This window comes from Mesorhizobium sp. B2-5-4 (genome assembly GCF_006441095.1).
GTDB classification, from domain to species: Bacteria; Pseudomonadota; Alphaproteobacteria; order Rhizobiales; family Rhizobiaceae; genus Mesorhizobium; species Mesorhizobium salmacidum.
Genome location: NZ_VFUR01000006.1, coordinates 68,804 through 88,798, shown reverse-complemented (window position 1 = coordinate 88,798; position 19,995 = coordinate 68,804). Strand labels below are relative to the sequence as shown.

General features: G+C 63.9%; 22 protein-coding genes. 10 read left to right on the top strand and 12 right to left on the bottom strand.

Going from position 1 to position 19,995, the window contains the following annotated elements; all coding sequences use genetic code 11:
• Positions 1–7: 7 nt before the first annotated feature.
• Both FJ492_RS09410 and FJ492_RS09405 read right to left on the bottom strand, forming a co-directional pair.
• Positions 8–796 carry a 1-acyl-sn-glycerol-3-phosphate acyltransferase gene (locus FJ492_RS09410; protein WP_140503306.1) on the bottom strand — a complete coding sequence of 263 codons (789 nt, stop codon included), beginning with the start codon at positions 794–796 and terminating at the stop codon, positions 8–10.
• Between the two features lie 77 nt (positions 797–873).
• Positions 874–1,779 (bottom strand): LysR family transcriptional regulator, encoded by a 906-nt coding sequence (locus tag FJ492_RS09405; RefSeq protein ID WP_140769660.1) that lies wholly within the window; start codon positions 1,777–1,779, stop codon positions 874–876.
• Positions 1,780–1,880: 101 nt separating this feature from the next.
• Between FJ492_RS09405 and FJ492_RS09400 the strand changes: the two genes are divergently transcribed.
• From FJ492_RS09400 to FJ492_RS09390, 3 genes are all read left to right on the top strand, one after another.
• Positions 1,881–2,315, top strand: coding sequence for a carboxymuconolactone decarboxylase family protein (locus FJ492_RS09400; protein WP_140769658.1), 435 nt, complete (start codon positions 1,881–1,883; stop codon positions 2,313–2,315).
• 62 nt (positions 2,316–2,377) lie between these two features.
• A complete protein-coding gene (locus tag FJ492_RS09395; protein WP_140503302.1) occupies positions 2,378–2,848 on the top strand; it encodes a DUF1348 family protein in 471 nt (156 codons plus the stop codon).
• A gap of 25 nt (positions 2,849–2,873) precedes the next feature.
• On the top strand, positions 2,874–3,506 hold the full coding sequence (locus FJ492_RS09390; protein ID WP_140769656.1) for a pyridoxamine 5'-phosphate oxidase family protein: 633 nt from the start codon (positions 2,874–2,876) through the stop codon (positions 3,504–3,506).
• On the opposite strand, the gene FJ492_RS09385 is transcribed toward FJ492_RS09390, so the two are convergent.
• The 3 genes from FJ492_RS09385 to ftsE all read right to left on the bottom strand — a co-directional run bounded on the left by FJ492_RS09385 (position 3,483) and on the right by ftsE (position 5,986).
• Positions 3,483–4,238, bottom strand: a complete 756-nt coding sequence (locus tag FJ492_RS09385) for a YdcF family protein (RefSeq protein WP_140769654.1) — start codon at positions 4,236–4,238, stop codon at positions 3,483–3,485. The genes FJ492_RS09390 and FJ492_RS09385 overlap by 24 nt on opposite strands.
• 109 nt (positions 4,239–4,347) lie before the next feature.
• Positions 4,348–5,334: an ABC transporter permease gene (locus FJ492_RS09380; RefSeq protein ID WP_140769652.1), complete on the bottom strand. Its 987-nt coding sequence runs from the start codon at positions 5,332–5,334 to the stop codon at positions 4,348–4,350.
• Positions 5,327–5,986, bottom strand: coding sequence for a cell division ATP-binding protein FtsE (gene ftsE, locus FJ492_RS09375; protein WP_010911739.1), 660 nt, complete (start codon positions 5,984–5,986; stop codon positions 5,327–5,329). The genes FJ492_RS09380 and ftsE overlap by 8 nt, the downstream gene beginning before the upstream one ends.
• Positions 5,987–6,174: 188 nt before the next feature.
• Here ftsE and FJ492_RS09370 point away from each other — a divergent pair, with 188 nt between their 5' ends.
• The 3 genes from FJ492_RS09370 to FJ492_RS09360 all read left to right on the top strand — a co-directional run bounded on the left by FJ492_RS09370 (position 6,175) and on the right by FJ492_RS09360 (position 7,832).
• Complete coding sequence (locus FJ492_RS09370; RefSeq protein WP_140769836.1) at positions 6,175–6,819, top strand: hypothetical protein; 645 nt, start codon at positions 6,175–6,177, stop codon at positions 6,817–6,819.
• A 23-nt stretch (positions 6,820–6,842) separates the two neighbouring features.
• The gene (gene hpt / locus FJ492_RS09365; RefSeq protein WP_027143486.1) at positions 6,843–7,385 is read left to right on the top strand and encodes a hypoxanthine phosphoribosyltransferase; all 543 of its coding nucleotides are present in this window, start codon (positions 6,843–6,845) and stop codon (positions 7,383–7,385) included.
• A 75-nt stretch (positions 7,386–7,460) separates the two neighbouring features.
• On the top strand, positions 7,461–7,832 hold the full coding sequence (locus FJ492_RS09360) for a response regulator (RefSeq protein WP_181166619.1): 372 nt from the start codon (positions 7,461–7,463) through the stop codon (positions 7,830–7,832).
• On the opposite strand, the gene FJ492_RS09355 is transcribed toward FJ492_RS09360, so the two are convergent.
• Positions 7,833–8,780: a DMT family transporter gene (locus FJ492_RS09355; RefSeq protein WP_140769648.1), complete on the bottom strand. Its 948-nt coding sequence runs from the start codon at positions 8,778–8,780 to the stop codon at positions 7,833–7,835.
• Positions 8,781–9,002: 222 nt separating this feature from the next.
• Between FJ492_RS09355 and FJ492_RS09350 the strand changes: the two genes are divergently transcribed.
• Entirely contained in the window at positions 9,003–9,884 is an 882-nt protein-coding gene (locus FJ492_RS09350; RefSeq protein ID WP_140769646.1) for a LysR family transcriptional regulator, read from the top strand.
• Here the strand turns inward: FJ492_RS09350 and FJ492_RS09345 are convergent.
• The 3 genes from FJ492_RS09345 to FJ492_RS09335 form a co-directional block, all read right to left on the bottom strand.
• Complete coding sequence (locus FJ492_RS09345) at positions 9,863–10,234, bottom strand: glyoxalase superfamily protein (protein WP_140747895.1); 372 nt, start codon at positions 10,232–10,234, stop codon at positions 9,863–9,865. The genes FJ492_RS09350 and FJ492_RS09345 overlap by 22 nt on opposite strands.
• 56 nt (positions 10,235–10,290) lie before the next feature.
• Positions 10,291–12,888 (bottom strand): TIGR02302 family protein, encoded by a 2,598-nt coding sequence (locus tag FJ492_RS09340; RefSeq protein WP_140769644.1) that lies wholly within the window; start codon positions 12,886–12,888, stop codon positions 10,291–10,293.
• Between the two features lie 210 nt (positions 12,889–13,098).
• Positions 13,099–14,040, bottom strand: coding sequence for a threonine/serine dehydratase (locus FJ492_RS09335; protein ID WP_140769642.1), 942 nt, complete (start codon positions 14,038–14,040; stop codon positions 13,099–13,101).
• A 50-nt stretch (positions 14,041–14,090) separates the two neighbouring features.
• On the opposite strand from FJ492_RS09335, the gene FJ492_RS09330 reads away from it, so the two are divergent.
• The gene (locus FJ492_RS09330; protein ID WP_140503280.1) at positions 14,091–14,393 is read left to right on the top strand and encodes a metalloregulator ArsR/SmtB family transcription factor; all 303 of its coding nucleotides are present in this window, start codon (positions 14,091–14,093) and stop codon (positions 14,391–14,393) included.
• A 19-nt stretch (positions 14,394–14,412) separates the two neighbouring features.
• On the opposite strand, the gene lysA is transcribed toward FJ492_RS09330, so the two are convergent.
• From lysA to argH, 3 genes are all read right to left on the bottom strand, one after another.
• A complete protein-coding gene (gene lysA, locus FJ492_RS09325; RefSeq protein ID WP_140712258.1) occupies positions 14,413–15,681 on the bottom strand; it encodes a diaminopimelate decarboxylase in 1,269 nt (422 codons plus the stop codon).
• A 69-nt stretch (positions 15,682–15,750) separates the two neighbouring features.
• Positions 15,751–15,957: a lipoprotein gene (locus tag FJ492_RS09320; RefSeq protein ID WP_023770782.1), complete on the bottom strand. Its 207-nt coding sequence runs from the start codon at positions 15,955–15,957 to the stop codon at positions 15,751–15,753.
• 139 nt (positions 15,958–16,096) lie between these two features.
• Positions 16,097–17,497, bottom strand: a complete 1,401-nt coding sequence (argH, locus tag FJ492_RS09315; protein WP_140769640.1) for an argininosuccinate lyase — start codon at positions 17,495–17,497, stop codon at positions 16,097–16,099.
• A 37-nt stretch (positions 17,498–17,534) separates the two neighbouring features.
• On the opposite strand from argH, the gene FJ492_RS09310 reads away from it, so the two are divergent.
• Both FJ492_RS09310 and FJ492_RS09305 read left to right on the top strand, forming a co-directional pair.
• A complete protein-coding gene (locus FJ492_RS09310) occupies positions 17,535–18,215 on the top strand; it encodes a TlpA disulfide reductase family protein (RefSeq protein ID WP_140769638.1) in 681 nt (226 codons plus the stop codon).
• A 357-nt stretch (positions 18,216–18,572) separates the two neighbouring features.
• The gene (locus FJ492_RS09305; RefSeq protein WP_140503271.1) at positions 18,573–19,925 is read left to right on the top strand and encodes an extracellular solute-binding protein; all 1,353 of its coding nucleotides are present in this window, start codon (positions 18,573–18,575) and stop codon (positions 19,923–19,925) included.
• The last annotated feature ends 70 nt before the right edge of the window (positions 19,926–19,995 follow it).

Below are 19,995 nucleotides of genomic sequence, written 5' to 3'. Positions count from 1 at the left end.
AGAGCCTTCAGGCCTTCGTGCCCAGCTCCCGAAGCCGCTTCACCGCCGTTGGCGGCAGGGCCGGCGGATTGGGGGCGCGCGATGCCTCGACGAGAAGCTGGTCACAGGCAGCCTCGGTCTCGCCGATCAGCCGCGCCATGAACTCGTCCTTGCCCAGACCAGGCGGTATGGGCGGCAGGAAACGCGCCTTGACGGTCCCGGGATAGCGCAGGAACTTGCGGCGCGGCCAATAGAGGCCGGCGACATGGGCGACCGGCACCACCGGAACGCCAAGCTGGGTGTAGATTTCAACGATGCCGTATTTGTAGGCCGGCTCGTCGCCCGGCGCCCGGCGCGTGCCCTCGGGATAGATGATCAACTGGCGCGGGTTGCGCGCCATCTCTTCCTTGGTCGCTGCGACCACGGCCTTCAGCGCCTTGGAGCGGCTGCCGCGATCAACCGGGATCATGCGCATCTTCAAGATATACCAGCCGAAGAACGGGATCCAGGTCAGCTCGCGCTTCAGGATGTAAAGCGGGTCCTGGAGGTAAGGAAAGAAGGCGATAGCGTCCCAGAACGATTGGTGCTTGGGCGCCAGGATGAAGGAGCCCTCGGGCAGGTTTTCCTGCCCGGTGATGTCGTTTGTCGTTCCGGCGATCTTGTCATAGAGCCACATCGAGGTGCGCGACCAGAATTTCGGCACGAACCAGGCGCGGTGGCGGGGCGACAGGAAATAGTACGGGGTCCAGAGGATCATCTGAACGATCAGATTGACGTAGAAGACGAAATTGAACGCCAGCGATCTGACATAAAGCATGGGGGAGGTCCGGTGAGGAAGTGTGCGTTGGTTACACCAAGCGCGGGGAAAAAGGAAACGGTGCGATACTGCCCGTGCTACCAGGTCGCCTGCGCCAGCCGTTCCCTCAGGCGTGGGGCGGCGAAGTCGAGGAAGGCGCGCAATTTTACCGGCAGCCGACCCTGGCCGGCATGCACCAGGTTTACCGGCCAAGGCTCGGGTTCGAAATCCCTGAGCACGGGGCGCAGTGTTCCTGATCGTACGGCGGCGACGATCTGGTAGGAAAGCACCCGGGTCAACCCGACCCCGGCGATCGCCGCATCGGTCGCCGCCTCAGCGGTGTTGACCCGAAGCCTTGAGCGGACCGGTACGACAAAATCAGCCTTGTCCACGGTGAAGGTCCAGGTGGCAAGCGAGCCAAGGCCCTCGAAGGTGATGCAGCTGTGCGTATCGAGATCTCCCGGCCTTCCAGGAATGCCGTGTCCGGCCAGATAGGCCGGGCTTGCGCAGACAACATGACCGATCAAGCCGACCCTGATGGCGACCATCCGCGAATCCGGCAGCCTGCCGATGCGGACGGCGAGGTCGATATGGTCTTCGGCCAACTGGCTTATCCTGTCGCCGAGCGTGAGGCGGATATCCACCAGCGGATAGGCGGCGAGGAACTCGGTGACAACCGGCAACACGTGAAGGCGGCCGAAGACGATCGGCGCGGTGATGATCAGTTCCCCTGTCGGGGCGCTGTATTCGCCGCCGGCGGCGCGTTCGGCGTCTCCGACCTCGTCGAGAATGCGGCGGCAGGCAGCGAGATAGGCATGGCCCGCATCGGTCAGTGTCAGCCGCCGCGTCGAGCGGTTCAACAGGCGTGTCTTCAGGAGGCGCTCCAGATCGGAGACCTTGCGGCTGACCGTTGCCAGCGGAACGTCCGAACTGCGAGCGGCGGCGGAAAGGCTGCCGCCTTCCGCTGCCGCGACAAAAAGGGACATGGCTTCGAGACGATCCATCATTTCTTCCAGAAAATGGAAGGGTTGATTGCAAATATGGCATCTACATCCGCAAGATGGAAGACTGCATATAGGCGGGGTACCTCAACAAGGCAATTTCCATGCCCCGCATTGCCAAGCCTTCGTCCATCGCAAACGCTCCCGCCGCCGCGCTGCCCATGCTGCAGGCGGTAGAAAAACAGCTTGGTGTCGTCCGGAACCTGTTTCGGATGGTCGCCAACAGGCCGGCCGCGCTGGAAGGCTATCTCGGCAAGACACTCGCAAGGCTCGACGCCGCCGAGATGATCGCCAACCGCCATGGCTGCTCTACGGATCCCAAGGCAGCCGCGGCGGTGCGTTTTGCCGCCAGAGTAGCGCAAAGCCGCGGGGATGTCGGCCAGGAGGATCTCGCCGCTGTCAGGCTCGCGGGCTATGAAAACGGGGAGATCATCGAGAGCGTCCAGCATGTCGCCCTGAACGTCTGGACCAACTATATCAACGAGGTTGCCCAGACGGAGATCGATTTTCCGGTTGTTTCCGCCCGCGATGCTGCCTGAATCCGGAAAAGGGGCGAGCGGTGCCCGCCGGCCCCAATCCGTCATGCCGCAGAGGAAATCCCATGTCTGAGAGCCGCCCGCCGCTTCCGCCCTTCACCGCCGAGACGTCAGCACAGAAAGCGCGCATGGCCGAGGATGCCTGGAACTCGCGCGATCCTGCGCGGGTGGCACTCGCCTATACGGCGGACAGCCGTTGGCGCAACCGGGCCGAGTTCCTACAAGGCCGCGATGCGATCCAGGCGTTCCTGACGCGCAAATGGGTACGCGAACTCGACTACCGGCTGATCAAGGAGGTCTGGGCCTTCCACAGCAACCGCATCGCCGTGCGCTTCGCCTATGAATGGCACGACGACAGCGGCTCATGGTTCCGCAGCTACGGCAATGAGAACTGGGAATTCGACGAGCACGGGCTGATGCGGCTGCGCATCGCCAGCATCAACGACCTGCCGATCGCCGAGGCCGAGCGCAAATATCGCTGGCCTCTCGGCCGGCGGCCGGACGACCATCCGACGTTGTCGGAGCTCGGCCTTTAGAAACGTTTCATGCAAGGAGGTTTCGATGAACGCACACGCTTTTACGAGCGATGTCGCCTTCACGCCGACGGTCAAGGCGATCCAGGCGCGTAAGGGCTCGCGTCAGTCCTACGCCCGCGTCGAGGAGCGCGGCGGCTGGCAGTCGGCGATCACACCGGACCTCGCCGCCTTCATCGAAATGCAGACCAGCGTCTTCCTGTCGACGGCCAATGGCGACGGTCAGCCCTACATCCAGCACCGCGGCGGCCCTGCCGGCTTTCTCAAGGTGCTCGACGACAAGACGATCGGCTTCGCGGATTTTTCCGGCAATAAGCAGTTCATCACGCAGGGCAATCTGGCCGACAATCCGAGGGCCTTCCTGTTCCTGATCGATTACATGATGCGCCAGCGCATCAAGATCTGGGGCACGGCACGCGTTGTCGAAAACGACGCCGGGTTGACGGCGCGGCTGATGCCGCCGGACTACAAGGCGCGTCCCGAACAGGTCATCCTGTTCACCGTCTCGGCGTGGGATGCCAATTGCCCGCAACATATACCGCAGCGCTTCGAGGCGGCTGATGTGGCGGCGGCGCTTGGCGAGCGCGACCGGCGCATCCAGGACCTTGAGCAAGAGATCGCGCGCCTCAAGGGCGTTTCAAGGGCTGGCGCCAAGCAATGACACGGGCTCAGCGCCGGCGGCGGTCTCGGCCAGCGCGATGCCGTCGGGCGTCGGCTTCATCGGGATAATGCCGCGAGCCAGCGCCAGCAGGTATTTGGTGTATTCGGTGAAAAGCACGCGTACCGCCCGCGGCTTGGTCAGCCAATTGCCATTATCCAGGTTGGAATTGACCACCGGGTAGGGTTCGAGCTTGGCGCCATGCAGCAGCCGGCCCATCTCCAGCAGGCTGCGCGGCATGTGATAATTGTTGGTGACCAGGATTACCGTGCCATAGGCATGATTTTCCACCCATTTGGCGCTTTCCTCGGCATTACCGATCGTGTCGAGCGCGGCGCGGTCGATGTCGACGCAGCAGGAAAACAGCTTCTTGTCGCCGCCGGTCGCCGCCTGGAGTTGGCGACGGCTGGCGGAGGGATGCACGCCGCTGATCAAAAGCCGCTCCCCTTTGCCGGAAGCCAGCAGCTCCATCGCCGCGTCGAGGCGCGACTGGCCGCCGGTCAGCACAATGATGGCGTCGGCCTTGGCCGGGTTGGCGGGCGTGGTCAAATGGCTGACCTTGCTGGCAAACCAGCCGAAGCCGCCAGCGAACACTGTTGCGAGCACAAACAGGGAGACAGCGGAAAGACGCAGGGCGGTCCTTAAATGGCTAAGTCTGCGATGGCCGCGCCAACGGGCAACCACCACTGGCAACTGTCCAGCCGTCCCGGTCGAGTCCCGCACGTCCATAGCCATATAGTTAATCCCGAAATGCGGCCTTTGATAGGTAAAAGACGCACTTTGCGTTACGCGAATTCTCCATCCGTGATCGCGCCCTTTCCATCCACGCCAAGACGAATTCCTTTCATGCGTCGGGTTGGCGAACGTCGATGTCGCTGAGGTAGGCGACGACGGTGGCGTGCGAAGTTGCCGCCGTCAGCGCGCCAATCACCAGAACCATCAGGACGACACCTAGGTAGCCCGCGGAGCCGATGGCGAAGTTGCCGAACAAAGCGGTCGCCTGGTCGGCCTGCGGCGTTGCCATATTGCGCGACGACCACCAGGAAAACGCGATGAAGACGAGCACCGCCGCCGCTCCGCCGGCGGCCGCGCCCTTCATGCCGGTGACCAGAAAATGCCGGCGGAATTCGCGCGCGATGAAGCGCGCTTCGGCGCCGACGAAATGCAGCACCTCGATGATGTGGCCGTTGCCGTCCATGGCGCCACGGGTCGCGAACACCACGGTCAGCACCGTTGCCGACAGCATCAGGGCCAGAACGGCGACGCCGATAGTCACCGTGGTGCGGGCCATGGCCACCAGCCGGTCGACCCAGGTGCGGTGGTCGTCAAGCGATGCACTCGGCAGCTTCGGCGTGATCTCGGCGCGCATGGCGGCGAAGTCCGGCGGACTGTTCTCGTCGATGGTGACGATGATCAGCCGCGGCACCGGCAGTTCGTCGATGTTGAGGCCCGATCCCAGCCAGGGCTCCAAGAGCCTGGCGGTCGCTTCGCGGTCGATGATCCGGGTCGACTTCACGCCGGGGAATTCGCCGGCGATCTGTGAGGCCTGGCTAAGCGCTGCCTCCATGTCGAGGCCGTCCGCCGGCTTGATCTGGATGGTCGCCTCGCGCGAGATCTGGTTTTCCCAAACCGAGGCCGTGTCGCGCACCAGCGTCACAGCGCCGAAGGTCAGGCAGGACAGGAAGGTCATGATAGCGATGACCAGCACCAGGGCGCGGCCGGCAATGTTCTGCGCGGGCACGATCGGCGCCATCTTGCGCTGGGCGCGCGGTCGTGCCTCGACCGCCTCGGCATCCTGCTCCTCGAAATGGTCAGCCGGTAGCTCAGTCATAGATATCAAGCCTTCCGCCGGCCAGGATCATGCGGCGCGCGTCGACCTGTTCCATAAGGCCAAGATCGTGGGTCGCGATCACCACGGCGGTGCCGAGGCGATTGAGTTCGATGAACAGCCGCAGCAGCCGCCGCGCCAGCGGCGGATCGACATTGCCGGTCGGCTCGTCGGCCAGCAAGATCTCCGGCTGCTCGATCAGGGCGCGCGCGATCGCGGCGCGCTGCTTCTCGCCGCCTGACAGAACCGGCGGCAGCACATGCATGCGTTCGCCGAGCCCCACCCATTTCAACAGTTCGGTGACATCGGTGCGGTAGCTTGCTTCCTCGCGCCCGCGCACGCGCAATGGCAAAGCAACATTCTCATAGGTGGTCATGTGGTCGAGCAGGCGAAAATCCTGGAACACCACGCCGATGCGCCGCCGCAGGTGCGGCAGTTCGGTCCGTGAGATGCGCGAGCGGTCCTTGCCGAAGATGGTGATCAGTCCACGTGTCGGCTTCAGCGACATGAACAAAAGGCGCAGCAATGTCGTCTTGCCGGCACCCGAAGGCCCGCTCAGGAACTGGAAGGAGCGCTCCGGTATGTGCAGGGAGATGTCGCGGAGGATTTCCGGACCCATGCCATAGCGGAGGCCGACATTTTCGAAGCGAATCAATTTCGGCGACCTGAAATTCCTGGCGGCGGCGAGCCGGCCTGTTCTGCGAAAAGACCATCGGCCGGCATGGTTAACCGGCGGTTAATTCCTGGGTTGTTTCGGCTTGTCACGACAGCTCCGGTGGGGAAGCGTTAACCATTTGTGTTTACGCAAAAGAAACGAAGAGCGAACAGGTGCAATACTGGGCCATGATGGCTGACCAGCGAACCGCGCGCCCGGTTTCCGGCGAAATCATGACCGATCCACCGGCAATTGCCGTGGCGGACCGGATCGTGCGCGGTCCGGCGGCCGATATCATCGATGCCGACTATGAAGTGATGCCGCGCCTTGCTCCTGCGGTGGAAAGCGATTCACCACCGCCGCGTGCGATCGTCCCCCCGCCCATCGAGGGCATGGACATGCTGCGCAAGTCGGAAGCGCCAGCGAAACGGCCGCCGGCATCACGTGGAGGGCCGATCTTCTGGATCGCCGGCGTCGGTGCCGCTCTTGCCGCCTTCTGGGTGTCCGGCGGCCATGCGCTGGTGCGCCAGGCGCCGTTCCTCGCCGGCGCGCAAGCGTCGGCGCTGACCATTTCAGGCGTCTCGTCACGTGTCGACGCCTCCGGCACGAACCCGGTGCTGTTCGTCGATGGGGAGGCCGCGAACGACGGGACGGGCCCCGCGACCCTGCCGCCGCTCGAGATCCGGGTGACGGGCAAAGACGGGCGCACAATCCGTTATACGTTGGGGACATCCGGCCGCTTGCTGGCATCCGGCGAAAGATTCGGCTTTGCCAGCCAGCTCGACGTGCCTAAGAACGGCGTAAGAACCGTTTTGGTTACTTTCGCCGAGTAGGCGATCACCGGGGAAGACCATCTATGCCCATCGTACGCGGCAAGGACATCGAAGTCCTGTTTTCGGCATCGGCGATCGCGCGGCGCAATCTCGAACTCGCCAAGGAGATCGCCGGGCACGACTATCACGATCTGCTGGTGATTTCGGTGCTGAAGGGCTCGTTCATCTTCGCCGCCGACCTGATCCGGGCCATGCACGATGTCGGCCTGTCGCCGGAAGTCGAGTTTATCTTCATCTCCAGCTATGGCGCCGGCACCACCAGCGGCGAGGTGAGGGTGCTGCGCGACATCGACAACGAGGTTGCCGGCCGCGACGTGCTGTTGATCGACGACATTCTGGAATCGGGCAAGACGCTGAGCTTCACCCGCGACCTGATGCTGTCGCGTGGCGCGAAGAGCTGTTCCATCGCCGTGCTGCTCGACAAGCGCATGCGCCGCCAGACCGCGCTCAATGCCGACTATGTCGGCTTCGACTGCCCCGATTATTTCGTCGTCGGCTACGGCATGGATGTCTCGCATGCTTTCCGCGAACTGCCGTTCGTAGGCGTCGTCAAGGGCGACGTTTGAGCGGCTTCCAAAAAGACTTGCCGACCGGTTCCGCTTTCAGGAAAAGTCAACTTTTGCCCCGCAAATATGCCGGCCATGGCAAAGCTTCTGATCGTCGAGGACGATGAGTCCGTCCGCACCCTCGCAGCCCGCGCGCTCGAACGCGCCGGCCACGCAATCGATATCGCCGCCGACGGCGCGCAAGGTCTGGCGTTGATCAAGGCCGCGCATGGCGGTTATGATCTCGTCGTCTCCGACATCCGTATGCCGGAGATGGATGGCATCGAGATGGCGGTTGCGGCCGCAGCGCTTTTCCCGGCGATGAAGATCATGCTGATGACCGGCTATGCCGACCAGCGCGAGCGCGCCGACGAATTGAACGGCATTATCCTCGATGTCGTGCAAAAGCCCTTCACGCTGGCCGAGATCCGTTCGCGCATCGAACGGGCGCTGATCTGCTTCGCCTGATCAGGCCGGATCCCTGGCGACAAGCGCCGGCGCTGGGCTGGTCCGCCGCTCGGTGTTGAGCGCCAGCAGGCCGGCGCCGATGATGAGCGCCGCGCCGATCATGGTCGTCGAGCGTGGTACCTCGGCGAAGAACAGGAAACCCCACAGCGGCGACCACAGGATGCCGGTATATTCGAAGGTGGCGACGCGGTTGGCCGGCGCCAGCCGATACCCCTGCGAGAGCAGGATCATGCCGGCCGAGGCGACGAAACCGCACGCCGCCATCTTGAGGAAATCCGGCAGTGTCGGCCAGATCCACGGCCGCACCAGGAATTCGAGGCTCGGGTGGACGGCGTGGTTTATGCCGGCGAGGTGGAACGTGCCGGCGACCACGGCCGCGCCGGTCAGATAGGCGCCGTTCTGGTAGAAGGCCATCACGGTGGAGGATTCGGTGTCGCCGATCTTGCGGGCCATCAATTGCGAAAATCCGTAGAGCACGGCCGAGCCCAGCGACAGCAAGGCCGCCCAGTCGAACAGTCCGGCGCCGGGGCGCAGCATCACCAGGACGCCAAGCATGCCGATCAGCACGGTTGTCAGCGTCTGCCAGGAAACGCGCTCGCCAAGATAGGGGCCGGCCATCGCCATGATGCAGAGCGGCGCCATGAAATAGAGCGCCACGGCGTCGGCCAGCGGCAGGGCGGCGATGGCCAGGTAATAGACGGTGTAGGACGTGAACTGGATGAAGGCGCGCATGGTCAGCATGCCGAAGCGCCGCGACAGGATGGCACGGAGCCCGACATCGGCATGGACGAGAAGGATCAGGATCGGCAGGGCGATGATCGAGCGGATCGCCATCACCTCGCTCACCGGGTAGCCGCTCGACACGGCTTTGACGAGCGGGTCCTGCAGCGAGAAGACCAGCACGCCCAGGCACAGGCTCAGGATGCCGCGCACCATCCTATTCTGCATCCGCGTTCAGGCTCCCGCGCATCCGATCCGGCGACCCTCTCCAGATCAAAAAGAACCCGCCACCGTTTTCGGGCAGCGGGCACGAGTGAGGACTCTTTGATTGGTCCGCTGCCGATTTCGCGGCCGCATATCCAATGGGTGAGGCGACTATCGCCCGGTGTTTGACATGTTGCAAACGAATTGGAATGATACCAGCAATCAACTTTTCTTATGACGGATGCCATGCGGCCAACCCTCGACAGCGATCTCCTGCGCACCTTTGTCGCCATCGCCGAGGCCGGCAATTTCACGAGGGCCGCCGAGCAGGCCGGCCGCACGCAGTCGGCCGTATCGATGCAGATGAAGAAGCTCGAAGAGCTGGTCGGCGACAGCCTGTTCGAGCGCGGTTCACGTGGCGTCGCCCTGACGCGGCGTGGCGGCGAACTTATCGTCAATGCCCGCCGCATCGTCGCGCTGCTCGACGAGACGGCGGCGTCAATGGCGGCGGCGCCGCTGGGCGGGCCGGTGCGCATCGGTATTCCGGAGGAATATGGCCACGCCATCCTGTCGCGCGCGCTCGGCGCTTTTTCGAAACGCAACACACAGGTCGAGGTCACCGTGCGTTATGCGCATTCAGGCACCCAGATGGCAGCGCTCGCCGCCGGCGAACTCGATCTCTGCGTGGTGTTCGAATGGCAGGACCCGTCAGGCGGCGAGGTGCTGATGCACGATCCGACGGTGTGGGTGACATCGGCCCTGCATCACATGCATGAGGAACGGCCGGTGCCGATCGCGCTCTACAACCGGGCCGGCTGGTGCAAGGATTTTGCCGTCAAATCACTTGAGCAGCGCGGTCTTGCCTATCGTGTCGCCTATACCAGCGACACCACCGGCGGCCTCAAGCTCGCCGTCACCTCGGGGCTGGCGATTGCGCCGATCTCACGCAGCAACATTCCGGCCGGCTGTCGCGAACTGACATCCGCGGACGGCTTTGGCGATATCGATTCCTCGAATGTGGTGATGCACCGCAACCCGAATGCCTCCGGCGAGGCGATCGACGGCATGCAAGAGGCTATCCGCGAGGCGTTCTCCAACGGGCAAGGTCAGTCTCTCACATCCTCATAGAAGGTCAGGCGGTTGCCGAACGGGTCGGCGACCGTGATCTCCTTCGTCTTCCAAGGCGTCTGCTCCAGCCCCGGCCTGGCAAAGCGGTACTTCCTGGCGGTCAACTCATGGTGCAGCCCCGCGATATCCGCCGTCTCGATCCGGATGTGAGAGCCCGGCGCGCCGTCGCCATGATGTTCGCTCAGATGCAAGATGCAGCCGTCGCGGGAAACGCCTGTGTAGAGCGGCGCGTTGTCGTCGAAGCGGTGTTCGAACTGCACTTCGAAACCGAGAAAGCCGAGATAGAATTCATGCGCCTTGGCGATGTCGAAGATGCGCAGGATGGGGGTAGTCGCACCGAGTTTTGGCATGGTGTTGCAGCCGTTCGATAGGGCTTTCGGGTGGGGTGGAGGTCGGACACCAATCCCTATTTCAGCTCCAGCAGCCGTTCCAGATAGCTGCGCTCGATGTCCGGGCTGAGCGCGTTGCCGAGCCGCTTGCGGATCGCTTCCAGGATCTGGCGGGCGCGCTGCACGTCGATCTCGTCGGGCACTTTCACCGAATCGCCGAAATCAGGACCCTGGCTGGCGCGCGGCCGGCCGAGCGGGTCGCGGTCGGCGTCCTGCTGACGACCGCCTTGCTGGCTGCCGCCCTGGTCGCCCTGCATGGCCTGCATCTGCTTCATCATGTCCTTGGCGCCCTTGCGCAGCGCCTCGAGTGCCCGGCCCTGGTGGCCGACCGCCTCGTCGCCCTGGCCCTCGCCAAGCGCCTGCTCGGCGCTGCCCATGGACTTGCCGGCCTCGCCAAATCCTTCATTGGGCTCCATGCCCATGCCTTCGAGGGCCTTCTTCAGCTGCTCGAGATCGCTCTTCAGCTGGCCCTGGCCTTCCTGCAACTGCTTCAGCGCATCGGCGAATTCCTGCGGCGTCATCGGCTTCGGCCTGGCAAGCGGATCGCGGTCCTGCCCAACGCCTGGCTTGTCCTGGTCCTCGCCACCGCCCTGGCCAAGCTGCTCGTCGCGGTTCTCGCCACGCTGGCGCTCGCCGCGCTGCATCTGGTCCATGCGGAACGTGTCGTTCATCATCTCCTGCTGGCGCCGCAGGATCTCGCCGAGCTTGTCCATCTGCTGGCGCATCTGGCTGTCCTGCTCACCGCCCTGCTGCTGACGGCCGGCCTGGAGGTTGTTCATCATGTCCTGCAGCTGCGACAGCAATTGCTGCGCCTTGTCGCGATCGCCCGACTTGGCCAAGTTCTCGATCTGGTCCATCATACGGTCGATATCGCTCTGGCGCAGTTCCTGGCCGTTCTGCTGCATTTGCGGCGCGTTCGGGTTCTGCTTGGCGCGTTCGGCGAATTCCTGCAGGAACTGGTTCATAGCCTCGCGTAGTTCCTTCATCGCCTTCTCGATCTCGGCGTCGCTGGCGCCGTTCTTGATGGCGTCCTGCAGCGCCTGCTGCGCTTGGCGCAGCCGCTTTTCGGCGGCCGAGAGGTTGCCCTCCTCGATGCCGAGCGCGATCTCCCAGAGATAAGCGACCTCGCTGCGCAGCTGATCGTCGTTGCCGGCCAGTTTCAGCCGGCTCATCGCGCTCATGATGGCGAGGTAGTGGGACATGTTGTCGAACGTGTCTTCGGGCCGCAGCGTGATGGCGTCCATCAGGTCGAGCACGTGCGGCTTGGCATTGGCGTCGAGTGCGAGCAGGCGGCGCTGTTCGATCACGGCGCGCGCCAGCGGGTTGGCGAACGGCCGCTCGGGCATCTCCAGCGTCTTGGTTTCGCTGGACGCGGTGTGTCCGGCATCGTCGGTGGCGACCAGCGTCAGCTTGATGCTGCCGCCGGCCCAGACATGCTCGGTCAGATCCTTCGTGGTGCGGGCGGCATTCGCCTTGCCGCCGCGGCGCGGCAGCGTCAGCGGCATGTCAGGCGGACCATAGAGCGGATGCGCATCTGGCGCCTGCGGATCGGCCAGCGCGAACACCGCCTTGGCGGTGGCGGCGCCGTAGTCGTCGTCGATCTGGTAGTTGAGCTCGAAGGCGCCGTTGGCGGCGCGCTTGGGCTCGCCGACGAAGCGGATCTGCGGCGGCTTGTCCGGCAGCACGGCAAAGGCCCAGCGGGCAAGCTGGTCGTCGCCCGACTTCAGCGTCAGCGTGCCGTCGCCAGTCAGCTTGCCGATGAACTGGCGTATCGTCGAGGATGAGGCGGGGGCCGGCACCGCCGGGCTTGCCGCCGGCTTGGCGACGGCTTGCGGGTCGATAGCGCGCGCGTTGCCATCCTTGTCGGCATAGGCAAGCGTTTCCTCGCCCGATCCACCGGTCACACGCAGCGAGACATCGCTGCCTTCCGGAATGGTGAAGGTCGGCGTCGCCTGGTTGGCATCAGCGGTCAAGAAGATCGGCGGCTTGCCGGTATAGGCCGGCGGCGTCACCCAGGCGTCGATGCGCGGCGGCACGGTGTCGAGTGTGCCGTGTGCGCTGAAACCGTCTGCTATCCTGCCACCGGTCGGCCCGAAGGAGAAGGCGAAGGCGGTGACCAGCAGGAGCGCCGCCACGGCGCGAAGTCCCCAGGGGTCGCGCTCCGGCACGCGCGTGCGCGGCAGGTCGGCGCCGAGACTGTCGAGCTTTCCCGCCATGCGCTTCTGGTGCTCGCGCCAGAGAGCCTGCGAGAAACTGCTTTCCTGGCCGCTGGGCCGGTCGCTCTGCACCTGTACCGGGCTGTGCAGCAATCTGTTGGCGGCCTCGATGCGACGATCGACCTCGGCAGCACCAGGCATGCGTAAAAAGCGCAGCGGATAAAGCGCGGCCAGCCCCGCCAGGCCGAAAACGGCGATAAGGCCGATGCGTGCCGCATCCGGCAGCCGGGGGAAAATACCGAACCAGGAGACACTGAGGAACAGGCTGGCAACAACAATGAGCGGGAGCAGCAGCGGCCAGCCGCGCTCGACGGTCATGGCGACGCGCGTCGCCATCCGGCTCAAGGCAAGGCGTCCGGCCAGGCCGCGATCGTTGCTGAAGACGGGTTGTTGCGTCATCGGCCCTTCCCAGAGCCTGTTCCGCCTGAAAGGACCGGAATGGGGCTCTATCTCTTTGAGCATGATCTGTTCCGAAAACCGGACCCACTCTCGGGGATCATGCAGCGAGGCGGGGCGGGATAGCCCAGCCTCACGACTCGAAGAATACCAGCAAACACGGCAAAGGCGAGGCAGTTTGAGAAAACGTGAAGCCGGCCGAAATGGTTGCAATCAGAAATTCGCGGGGTTCGCGTTGGCGCCACAGACCAGCACGGCGACCCGTTCGCCCGGCGCCGGCGCGTAGCGGCCGGACAGGATCGCGGCGAAGGCGGCCGCACCACCTGGTTCCGAGATGATGCGCACGCTGTTCCAGAGCGCCTTCTGGGCGGCGATGATGTCGTCGTCGCTGACCAGGATGGAGCGTTCGACGAAGGCTTCGGCGATCGGGAACATCATTTCGCCGACGCGCTTCGGCGCCAGCGAATCGGCGGCGATACCTTCGGCCGGCGCGTCGACCGGATGGCCGGCCTCGAAAGCGCGATGAAGCGTCGGCGCGCCCTCGGGCTCGACGGCGACGATGCGGATACGGCCGGCGTACCAGGCGGCAACGCCGCCGATCAGGCCACCACCACCGACGGCGACCAGCAGCGTGTCGATCTCAGGCAGATCGTTTTCGATCTCGATCCCGAGAGTGCCCTGGCCGATCAGCGTTTCTTCCTGGTTGAAGGCATGGATCTGCAGGGCGCCGGTTTCCTCGGCGAAACGTTCGCTGGCGGCCAGCGCCTCGGCATAACGGGCGCCGCCGACGACGAGGTCGGCGCCATAGCCGCGAATGCGGTCGAGCTTGGCCTGCGGGCTCACTTCGGGAACGAAGATGGTCGCCTTGTGGCCAAGCCGCATGGCGGCGTAGGCGACAGCGGCGCCATGATTGCCGCCCGATGCGGCGACGACGCCGGCCTCGGGAACCGGCCGCTCCAAAAGGTTGGTGAAGGCGCCGCGCGCCTTGAACGAGCCGGAATGCTGCAGGCATTCGAGCTTGAGGTCGACCGCCAATGGCGGCCGGTCGAAGTCGGCCATGTCGACGCGCAGCACCGGCGTGTGCCTGATATAGGGGCGGATGCGCGGTTCCATCGCGGCGATGCGTTCGCGTGTGATGGTGTTGTCCTGCGACATCAAGATCTCCTCGGGATTGACAATAATTAGTAACTTGGCAAAATGCCTAAATGCAAGAGGTTGATGTCTTCAAGGCGATCGCCAACGGACGCAGGCTGCAGATTCTCGACTGGCTCAAGGATCCGCGTGCGCATTTCCGGGCACAGGCGGATGGCGATCTGGTCGAGGACGGCGTCTGCGCGTTGCTGATTGCCGAGAAGCTCGGCATCACGCAGGCAACGCTTTCCGAGCATATGCGTGTGCTTACCCAGGCCGGCCTGCTCAGAACCAAGCGCATCAAACAATGGACCTTCTACCGCCGCGACGAGGACAGGATCGCCAACGCAAGGGCGCTCATCCAGAACCGGCTATAGCGTCGCGGCCAGGCGGCTTTTATGCAAGCCAGTCTGGCACCGAATCCAGCCCGATCAGCTCCTCATAGGTCAGCCGCGGACGCACGACGTGGAAACGGTCGCCGTCGACCAGCACCTCCGGCACCAGCAGGCGGGTGTTGTAGGTGCCGGCCTGGACCGCGCCATAGGCGCCGGCGGTGGAAACGGCGACCAGATCGCCCGCCTTCAGCCGGGGCAGGTCGCGATCGAGCCCGAGATAGTCACCGGTCTCGCAGACCTGGCCGACCACGTCGACCGTCATGCGCGGCGTGTCGGCGGGCGGCTGCACGACCGGCTTGATCTCGTGGAAGGCGTCGTAGAGCGTCGGCCGGATCAGGTCGTTCATGGCGGCGTCGACGACGAGGAAGTTCTTGGCGTCGCCTTCCTTCACGAAAATCACTTCCGAGACCAGGATGCCGGCATTGCCGACGATCAATCGGCCTGGCTCGAACATCACCTTCAGACCCAACTTGGTGACATGCTTGCGGACGATCTGGGCATAGGCGTCGGGCAAGGGGGGCGGGTTGTTGTCGACGCGGTAGGGAATCCCGAGGCCGCCGCCGAGGTCGATATGCTCGATGGCGTGGCCGTCGCCTCGCAGCGCGCCGACCAGGTCGACCAGCAGGGCGAAGGCGTCATCGAAAGGCTGCAGTTCTGTGATCTGGCTGCCGATATGGGTATCGATGCCGGTGATCTTGATGCCGGGAAGCGTTGCCGCGCGGGCATAGACCTGGCGCGCCCGCTGCCACGGAATGCCGAACTTGTTCTCGGCCTTGCCGGTTGAGATCTTCTTGTGGGTCCTGGCGTCGACATCGGGATTGATGCGCAGCGAGACCGGCGCCATCTTGCCGAGAGCCGAGGCGCGGGCCGACAGGAGTTCGAGTTCCGGCTCGGATTCGACGTTGAAGCAGAGAATGCCGGCTTCGAGCGCAAAGTCCATTTCACGCGCCGTCTTGCCGACACCGGAGAACAGGATTTTGCTGGGCGGGACGCCGGCGGCCAGTGCCCGGCGCAATTCGCCTTCCGAGACCACGTCGGCGCCGGCGCCGAGCTTGGCCAGGGTCCGCAGCACCGCCTGGTTGGAATTGGCCTTCATGGCGTAGCAGACCAGCGTGTCGAGCCCGGCAAAGGCCTTGACGAAGACACGGTAGTGCCTGCTCAAGGTCGCCGTCGAATAGCAGTAGAACGGCGTGCCGACCTGCGCGGCGATATCAGGGATTGCCACGTCCTCGGCATGCAGCACGCCGTCGCGGTAGTCGAAATGGTTCACGAGAGTGGTTCCGGAAGTTGGGGCACGATGCGATCGGGTTTGGAAAGACCAATCCCGCCTTCATCGGAGCTAGATCAGCGGGTCGAGGATGAACTTCTTGTCCACGACCGGTTTTTCCGGTTCCGGCGGCACGGGCTGGTGGGCCTTCTCGGCATCCTTGCGTGCCTGGACGGCCGCCTCGTAGGGCGTGTCGAGACCGGCCTTGCGGCCGCAGGCGGTCACGAAGGCAAGCGCCGCAAGCAGCGTCAGCGTTACCAAAATCCTGCTTCCGGTCATCGATCCATCCGTCCGAAACGTTTGCCAGCCGCCGCTTTTAGCCGAGTTCTCAGCGCATTGCACCCCGGATATTGCTGATCGCAATATCGGGATATTGCTGATCGCAATATCGGGATATTGCTGGTCGCAATATCCGGCATCACGCCTTGGCGATGCGCTTTTTCCAGGCGCGTATCTGCTTCCGCACTTCCGATGGCGCGGTGCCGCCGAAGCTGGTGCGGCTCTTGACCGAGTTCTGCACCGCCAGCACCGAGAATATGTCCGCCGTGATGCCTGGGTTGATCGATTGCAGATCCTCCAGCGAAAGCTTCTCCAGGCTAACCTTTTTGTCTTCGGCCAGCGCCACCGCGCGGCCGGTGACATGATGCGCCTCGCGGAACGGCAAGCCCAAAGTGCGCACCAGCCAGTCGGCGAGGTCGGTGGCGGTGGCGTAACCGGAGCCGGCAGCCTTCTTCATCGCGGCGGCATTGACCGTCATGTCCGAGACCATGCCGGTCATCGCGGCAAGCATCAGGTCGAGCGTCTCGGCGGCATCGAACACCGATTCCTTATCTTCCTGCATGTCCTTGCCATAGGTCAAAGGCATGCCCTTCATCACCGTCAGCAGGCCGACCAGATGGCCGTTGACGCGGCCGGTCTTGCCGCGCACGAGTTCGGCGGCGTCGGGGTTCTTTTTCTGCGGCATGATCGAGGAGCCGGTGGAAAAGCTGTCCGACAGCCTGATGAAGCCGAATTGCGGCGTCGACCAGATGATGATCTCCTCCGCGAGCCGCGACAGGTGCGTGGCGCAGATCGCGGCCATGGCGAGGAACTCCAGCGCGAAATCGCGGTCGGAGACGCTGTCCAGCGAATTGCGCATCGGCTCGCGGAAACCGAGCGCCCTGGCGGTCTGATGGCGGTCGATCGGGAAGCTGGTGCCGGCAAGGGCCGCGGCACCGAGTGGGCTCTCGTCCATGCGTTCGATGGCGTCGCGCACGCGCGACAGGTCGCGCGCGAACATCTCGACATAGGCCATGCAGTGATGGCCGAAGGTTACCGGCTGCGCCGCCTGCATATGGGTGAAGCCCGGCATGACGGTCGCCGCATGTTCCTCGGCTCGCGCCAGGAGGGCCATGATCAAGCCTCTCAACGCCTCGGCGACACGAAAGCATTCGTCCTTGACCCAGAGCCGCAGATCGACAGCCACCTGGTCGTTGCGCGAGCGGGCAGTGTGCAGCCGGCCGGCCGCCGACCCGATAAGGTCGGCGAGGCGGGCCTCGACGTTCATGTGGATGTCTTCCAGCCGCGTCGAAAACTCAAAGCTGCCGGCTTCGATCTCTTTCAGGATCGTGTTCAGTCCGTGAGCGATTTTTTCTTGATCGGCCGCCGAAATAATGCCCGTTTGCGCCAGCATCTCGCTATGGGCGATCGAGCCTCTTATGTCCTGCGCATAGAGTTTGCGGTCGAACGAGATCGACGCGTTGATCGCTTCCATGATCGCGGCCGGACCCGAGGCAAATCGTCCGCCCCACATCTGGTTGCTGGTCTTCTTGTCGCTCATGGCTATAAAACCTGTGCTTCGGAGCAGTTTTGAGAAAATGGCAGACGGAAACAGATTTTTCCCGGCCCCGCGCCTGATCCTCGCCGCCCTGGTGGCGGGAGCGCTGGCCGGCGCGGTCGGGGTATATGTCAGCGAGAGCCGGTCTGGCAACAACGCCGCGCCCCAAATGGCGGCGGGCGACAGCAAAGACGACGTCGCCTGCGCCGCCAAGGGCGACCGCGCCAGGAAGATCGCGGCCGCGGCCACCGGCGAGGTCGCGGCACTTTTGCCGGCCGATCCGCCGCAGTCGATGAGGAGCCTCGCCTTCAACGGCCCGGACGGCAAGCCGATGACGATCGCCGACCATGCCGGCAAGACGGTGCTGCTCAACCTGTGGGCCACATGGTGCGCGCCATGCCGTGCCGAAATGCCGGCGCTCGACGCGCTGCAAAAGGAGAAAGGCAGCGACGCCTTTCAGGTCGTCGCCGTCAACGTCGATGCCGGCGACGATGTGAAGCCGAAGAAGTTTCTCGCCGATACCGGTGTGCACACGCTCGGCTACTACCGGGATTCGACGATGACGCTGTTCAACGACCTCAAGGCGCGCGGTCTGGCGCTCGGCTTGCCCGTAACCATGCTGATCGATGGCGAAGGCTGCCTGATCGCCCGTATGAACGGTCCGGCCGAATGGTCGGGGCCCGACGCCAAGCGGTTGGTCGAGACGGCGCTCGGGTCGTGAGCAATCAGGCCGAGTGAACGCTCGGCTTGAGCAATATGAGCCTGACATCCTGGCGGTCGGTGCGCATCGCAGTGCGCTTGCCGTGACCGGCGGTCAGGTCTCGTCAGCTGCTCCACCCGCATTTCATCATCCCTTTAGCCGGGTAACCATAACGGCCTTTACGTCCTCGAGAGCCGCCCTAGCTACCTAGAGCGCCGGTGTGACGTTTTCATGCCGGCGCCACCGCCGAGGAGGAGGAAAGACCAGCTGTCCACAGGCCCGGGAGGCCACAACAGAACTGTCACATACCTTCTCTAAGAGAGCGGGCAAGGACTTGCGCAAGACCCTTGTCAACAGTCATTCAAGAGGGAAGAAACCATGACGATCATCAAGCGGGGCCTCGCTGCCCTTGCCGCAGGCGCGCTCAGCACCGCGCTGGCGGTTCCTGCCTTTGCGGAGCCGGTAAAATTCGACTTCTGGTTCGGCCTGTCGGGCGACCTCGCCCGCGTCGTCGACACGCTGTGCAAGAACTTCAACGCCTCGCAGAAGGATTATGAAGTCGTCTGCACCAGTCAGGGCAATTACGACGCCACGCTGCAGAACACCATCGCCGCCTTCCGCGCCGGCAAACAGCCCGCCGTCGTGCAGGTCTACGACGTCGGCACCGCCACGATGATGCTGTCGGGCGCCTACAAGCCCGCCGACAAGCTGATGGAAGAAAACGGCTACAAGATCGACTACGCCGACTATTTCCCAGGCATCGCCCGCTACTACGCGACCTCGAAGGGCGAGATGCTGTCCTTCCCGTTCAATTCCTCGACCGCGCTGATGTACTGGAACAAGGACGCCTTCGCCAAGATCGGCAAGACCGAGGCGCCCAAGACCTGGGAAGACGTCGGCGCCGACCTGCAGGCGATGAAGGACGCCGGCTATGAATGCCCGATGGCGATCAACATCTCGGCCAATGAAAGCTGGCAGCTGATGGAGCAGTTCTCGGCCATCCACAACCAGCCGATCGCCACCAAGAACAACGGCTATGACGGTCTCGACGCGCGTCTGGAAGTCAACAAGACCAAGTTCGTCCAGTACGTCACCGATCTCAAGAAGTGGTATGACGCCGGCCTGATCAAGATCAAGTCCAAGGATCTCGGCCAGGATATGGTCCAGGCCTTCGCCTCAGGCACCTGCCAGGTGATCATGACCTCGGTCGGCGATCACGGCACGGTCGGCAAGACGCAGAAGGAAGGCATGAAGTGGGATGTCGCCGAACTGCCGGCCTATGCCGGTACCGAGCGCAAGAATTCGCTGGTCGGCGGCGCTTCGCTGTGGGTGCTCTCCGGCAAGTCGGACGCTGAGTACAAGGGCGCGGCCGCGTTCCTTAACTTCATCCACGACCCCAAGACCGCTTTGTTCTGGTCGACCAACACCGGCTACATCCCAGTGACCAAGTCGGGCTTCGACTACATGAAGTCCACCGGCTTCTACGACAAGGCGCCCTACAAGGGCCGTGAAGTCGCCATCGCCAGCCTGACCGCGTCGGAGCCGACCGAAATCACCCGTGGTATACGCCTGGGCAACTTCACCCAGATCCGCGCCGAGTTCGGCGCGCAGATGCAGGCGATCTTCGCCAACAAGGTCAGCGTGCAGCAGGGCCTCGACACGCTGGTCAAGAATGGCGACGCCATCCTCGACCGCTTCCAGCAGACCTATCCGGGCAAGACCCTGCCCTGATTTCGAAGATTGCCGAGGCCGCCCGCCGAGATTCGACGGGCGGCCGTTTCGTATATAATCTTATCTTGCT

What these genes read in the sequence shown, in the direction of transcription:
- FJ492_RS09410 (WP_140503306.1), bottom strand. Translation starts at nt 796, where the DNA reads ATGCTTTATGTCAGATCGCTGGCGTTCAATTTCGTCTTCTACGTCAAT.
- FJ492_RS09405 (WP_140769660.1), bottom strand. Translation starts at nt 1,779, where the DNA reads ATGGATCGTCTCGAAGCCATGTCCCTTTTTGTCGCGGCAGCGGAAGGC.
- FJ492_RS09400 (WP_140769658.1), top strand. Translation starts at nt 1,881, where the DNA reads ATGCCCCGCATTGCCAAGCCTTCGTCCATCGCAAACGCTCCCGCCGCC.
- FJ492_RS09395 (WP_140503302.1), top strand. Translation starts at nt 2,378, where the DNA reads ATGTCTGAGAGCCGCCCGCCGCTTCCGCCCTTCACCGCCGAGACGTCA.
- FJ492_RS09390 (WP_140769656.1), top strand. Translation starts at nt 2,874, where the DNA reads ATGAACGCACACGCTTTTACGAGCGATGTCGCCTTCACGCCGACGGTC.
- FJ492_RS09385 (WP_140769654.1), bottom strand. Translation starts at nt 4,238, where the DNA reads ATGGCTATGGACGTGCGGGACTCGACCGGGACGGCTGGACAGTTGCCA.
- FJ492_RS09380 (WP_140769652.1), bottom strand. Translation starts at nt 5,334, where the DNA reads ATGACTGAGCTACCGGCTGACCATTTCGAGGAGCAGGATGCCGAGGCG.
- FJ492_RS09370 (WP_140769836.1), top strand. Translation starts at nt 6,175, where the DNA reads ATGATGGCTGACCAGCGAACCGCGCGCCCGGTTTCCGGCGAAATCATG.
- hpt (WP_027143486.1), top strand. Translation starts at nt 6,843, where the DNA reads ATGCCCATCGTACGCGGCAAGGACATCGAAGTCCTGTTTTCGGCATCG.
- FJ492_RS09360 (WP_181166619.1), top strand. Translation starts at nt 7,461, where the DNA reads ATGGCAAAGCTTCTGATCGTCGAGGACGATGAGTCCGTCCGCACCCTC.
- FJ492_RS09355 (WP_140769648.1), bottom strand. Translation starts at nt 8,780, where the DNA reads ATGCAGAATAGGATGGTGCGCGGCATCCTGAGCCTGTGCCTGGGCGTG.
- FJ492_RS09350 (WP_140769646.1), top strand. Translation starts at nt 9,003, where the DNA reads ATGCGGCCAACCCTCGACAGCGATCTCCTGCGCACCTTTGTCGCCATC.
- FJ492_RS09345 (WP_140747895.1), bottom strand. Translation starts at nt 10,234, where the DNA reads ATGCCAAAACTCGGTGCGACTACCCCCATCCTGCGCATCTTCGACATC.
- FJ492_RS09340 (WP_140769644.1), bottom strand. Translation starts at nt 12,888, where the DNA reads ATGACGCAACAACCCGTCTTCAGCAACGATCGCGGCCTGGCCGGACGC.
- FJ492_RS09335 (WP_140769642.1), bottom strand. Translation starts at nt 14,040, where the DNA reads ATGTCGCAGGACAACACCATCACACGCGAACGCATCGCCGCGATGGAA.
- FJ492_RS09330 (WP_140503280.1), top strand. Translation starts at nt 14,091, where the DNA reads ATGCAAGAGGTTGATGTCTTCAAGGCGATCGCCAACGGACGCAGGCTG.
- FJ492_RS09320 (WP_023770782.1), bottom strand. Translation starts at nt 15,957, where the DNA reads ATGACCGGAAGCAGGATTTTGGTAACGCTGACGCTGCTTGCGGCGCTT.
- argH (WP_140769640.1), bottom strand. Translation starts at nt 17,497, where the DNA reads ATGAGCGACAAGAAGACCAGCAACCAGATGTGGGGCGGACGATTTGCC.
- FJ492_RS09310 (WP_140769638.1), top strand. Translation starts at nt 17,535, where the DNA reads ATGGCAGACGGAAACAGATTTTTCCCGGCCCCGCGCCTGATCCTCGCC.
- FJ492_RS09305 (WP_140503271.1), top strand. Translation starts at nt 18,573, where the DNA reads ATGACGATCATCAAGCGGGGCCTCGCTGCCCTTGCCGCAGGCGCGCTC.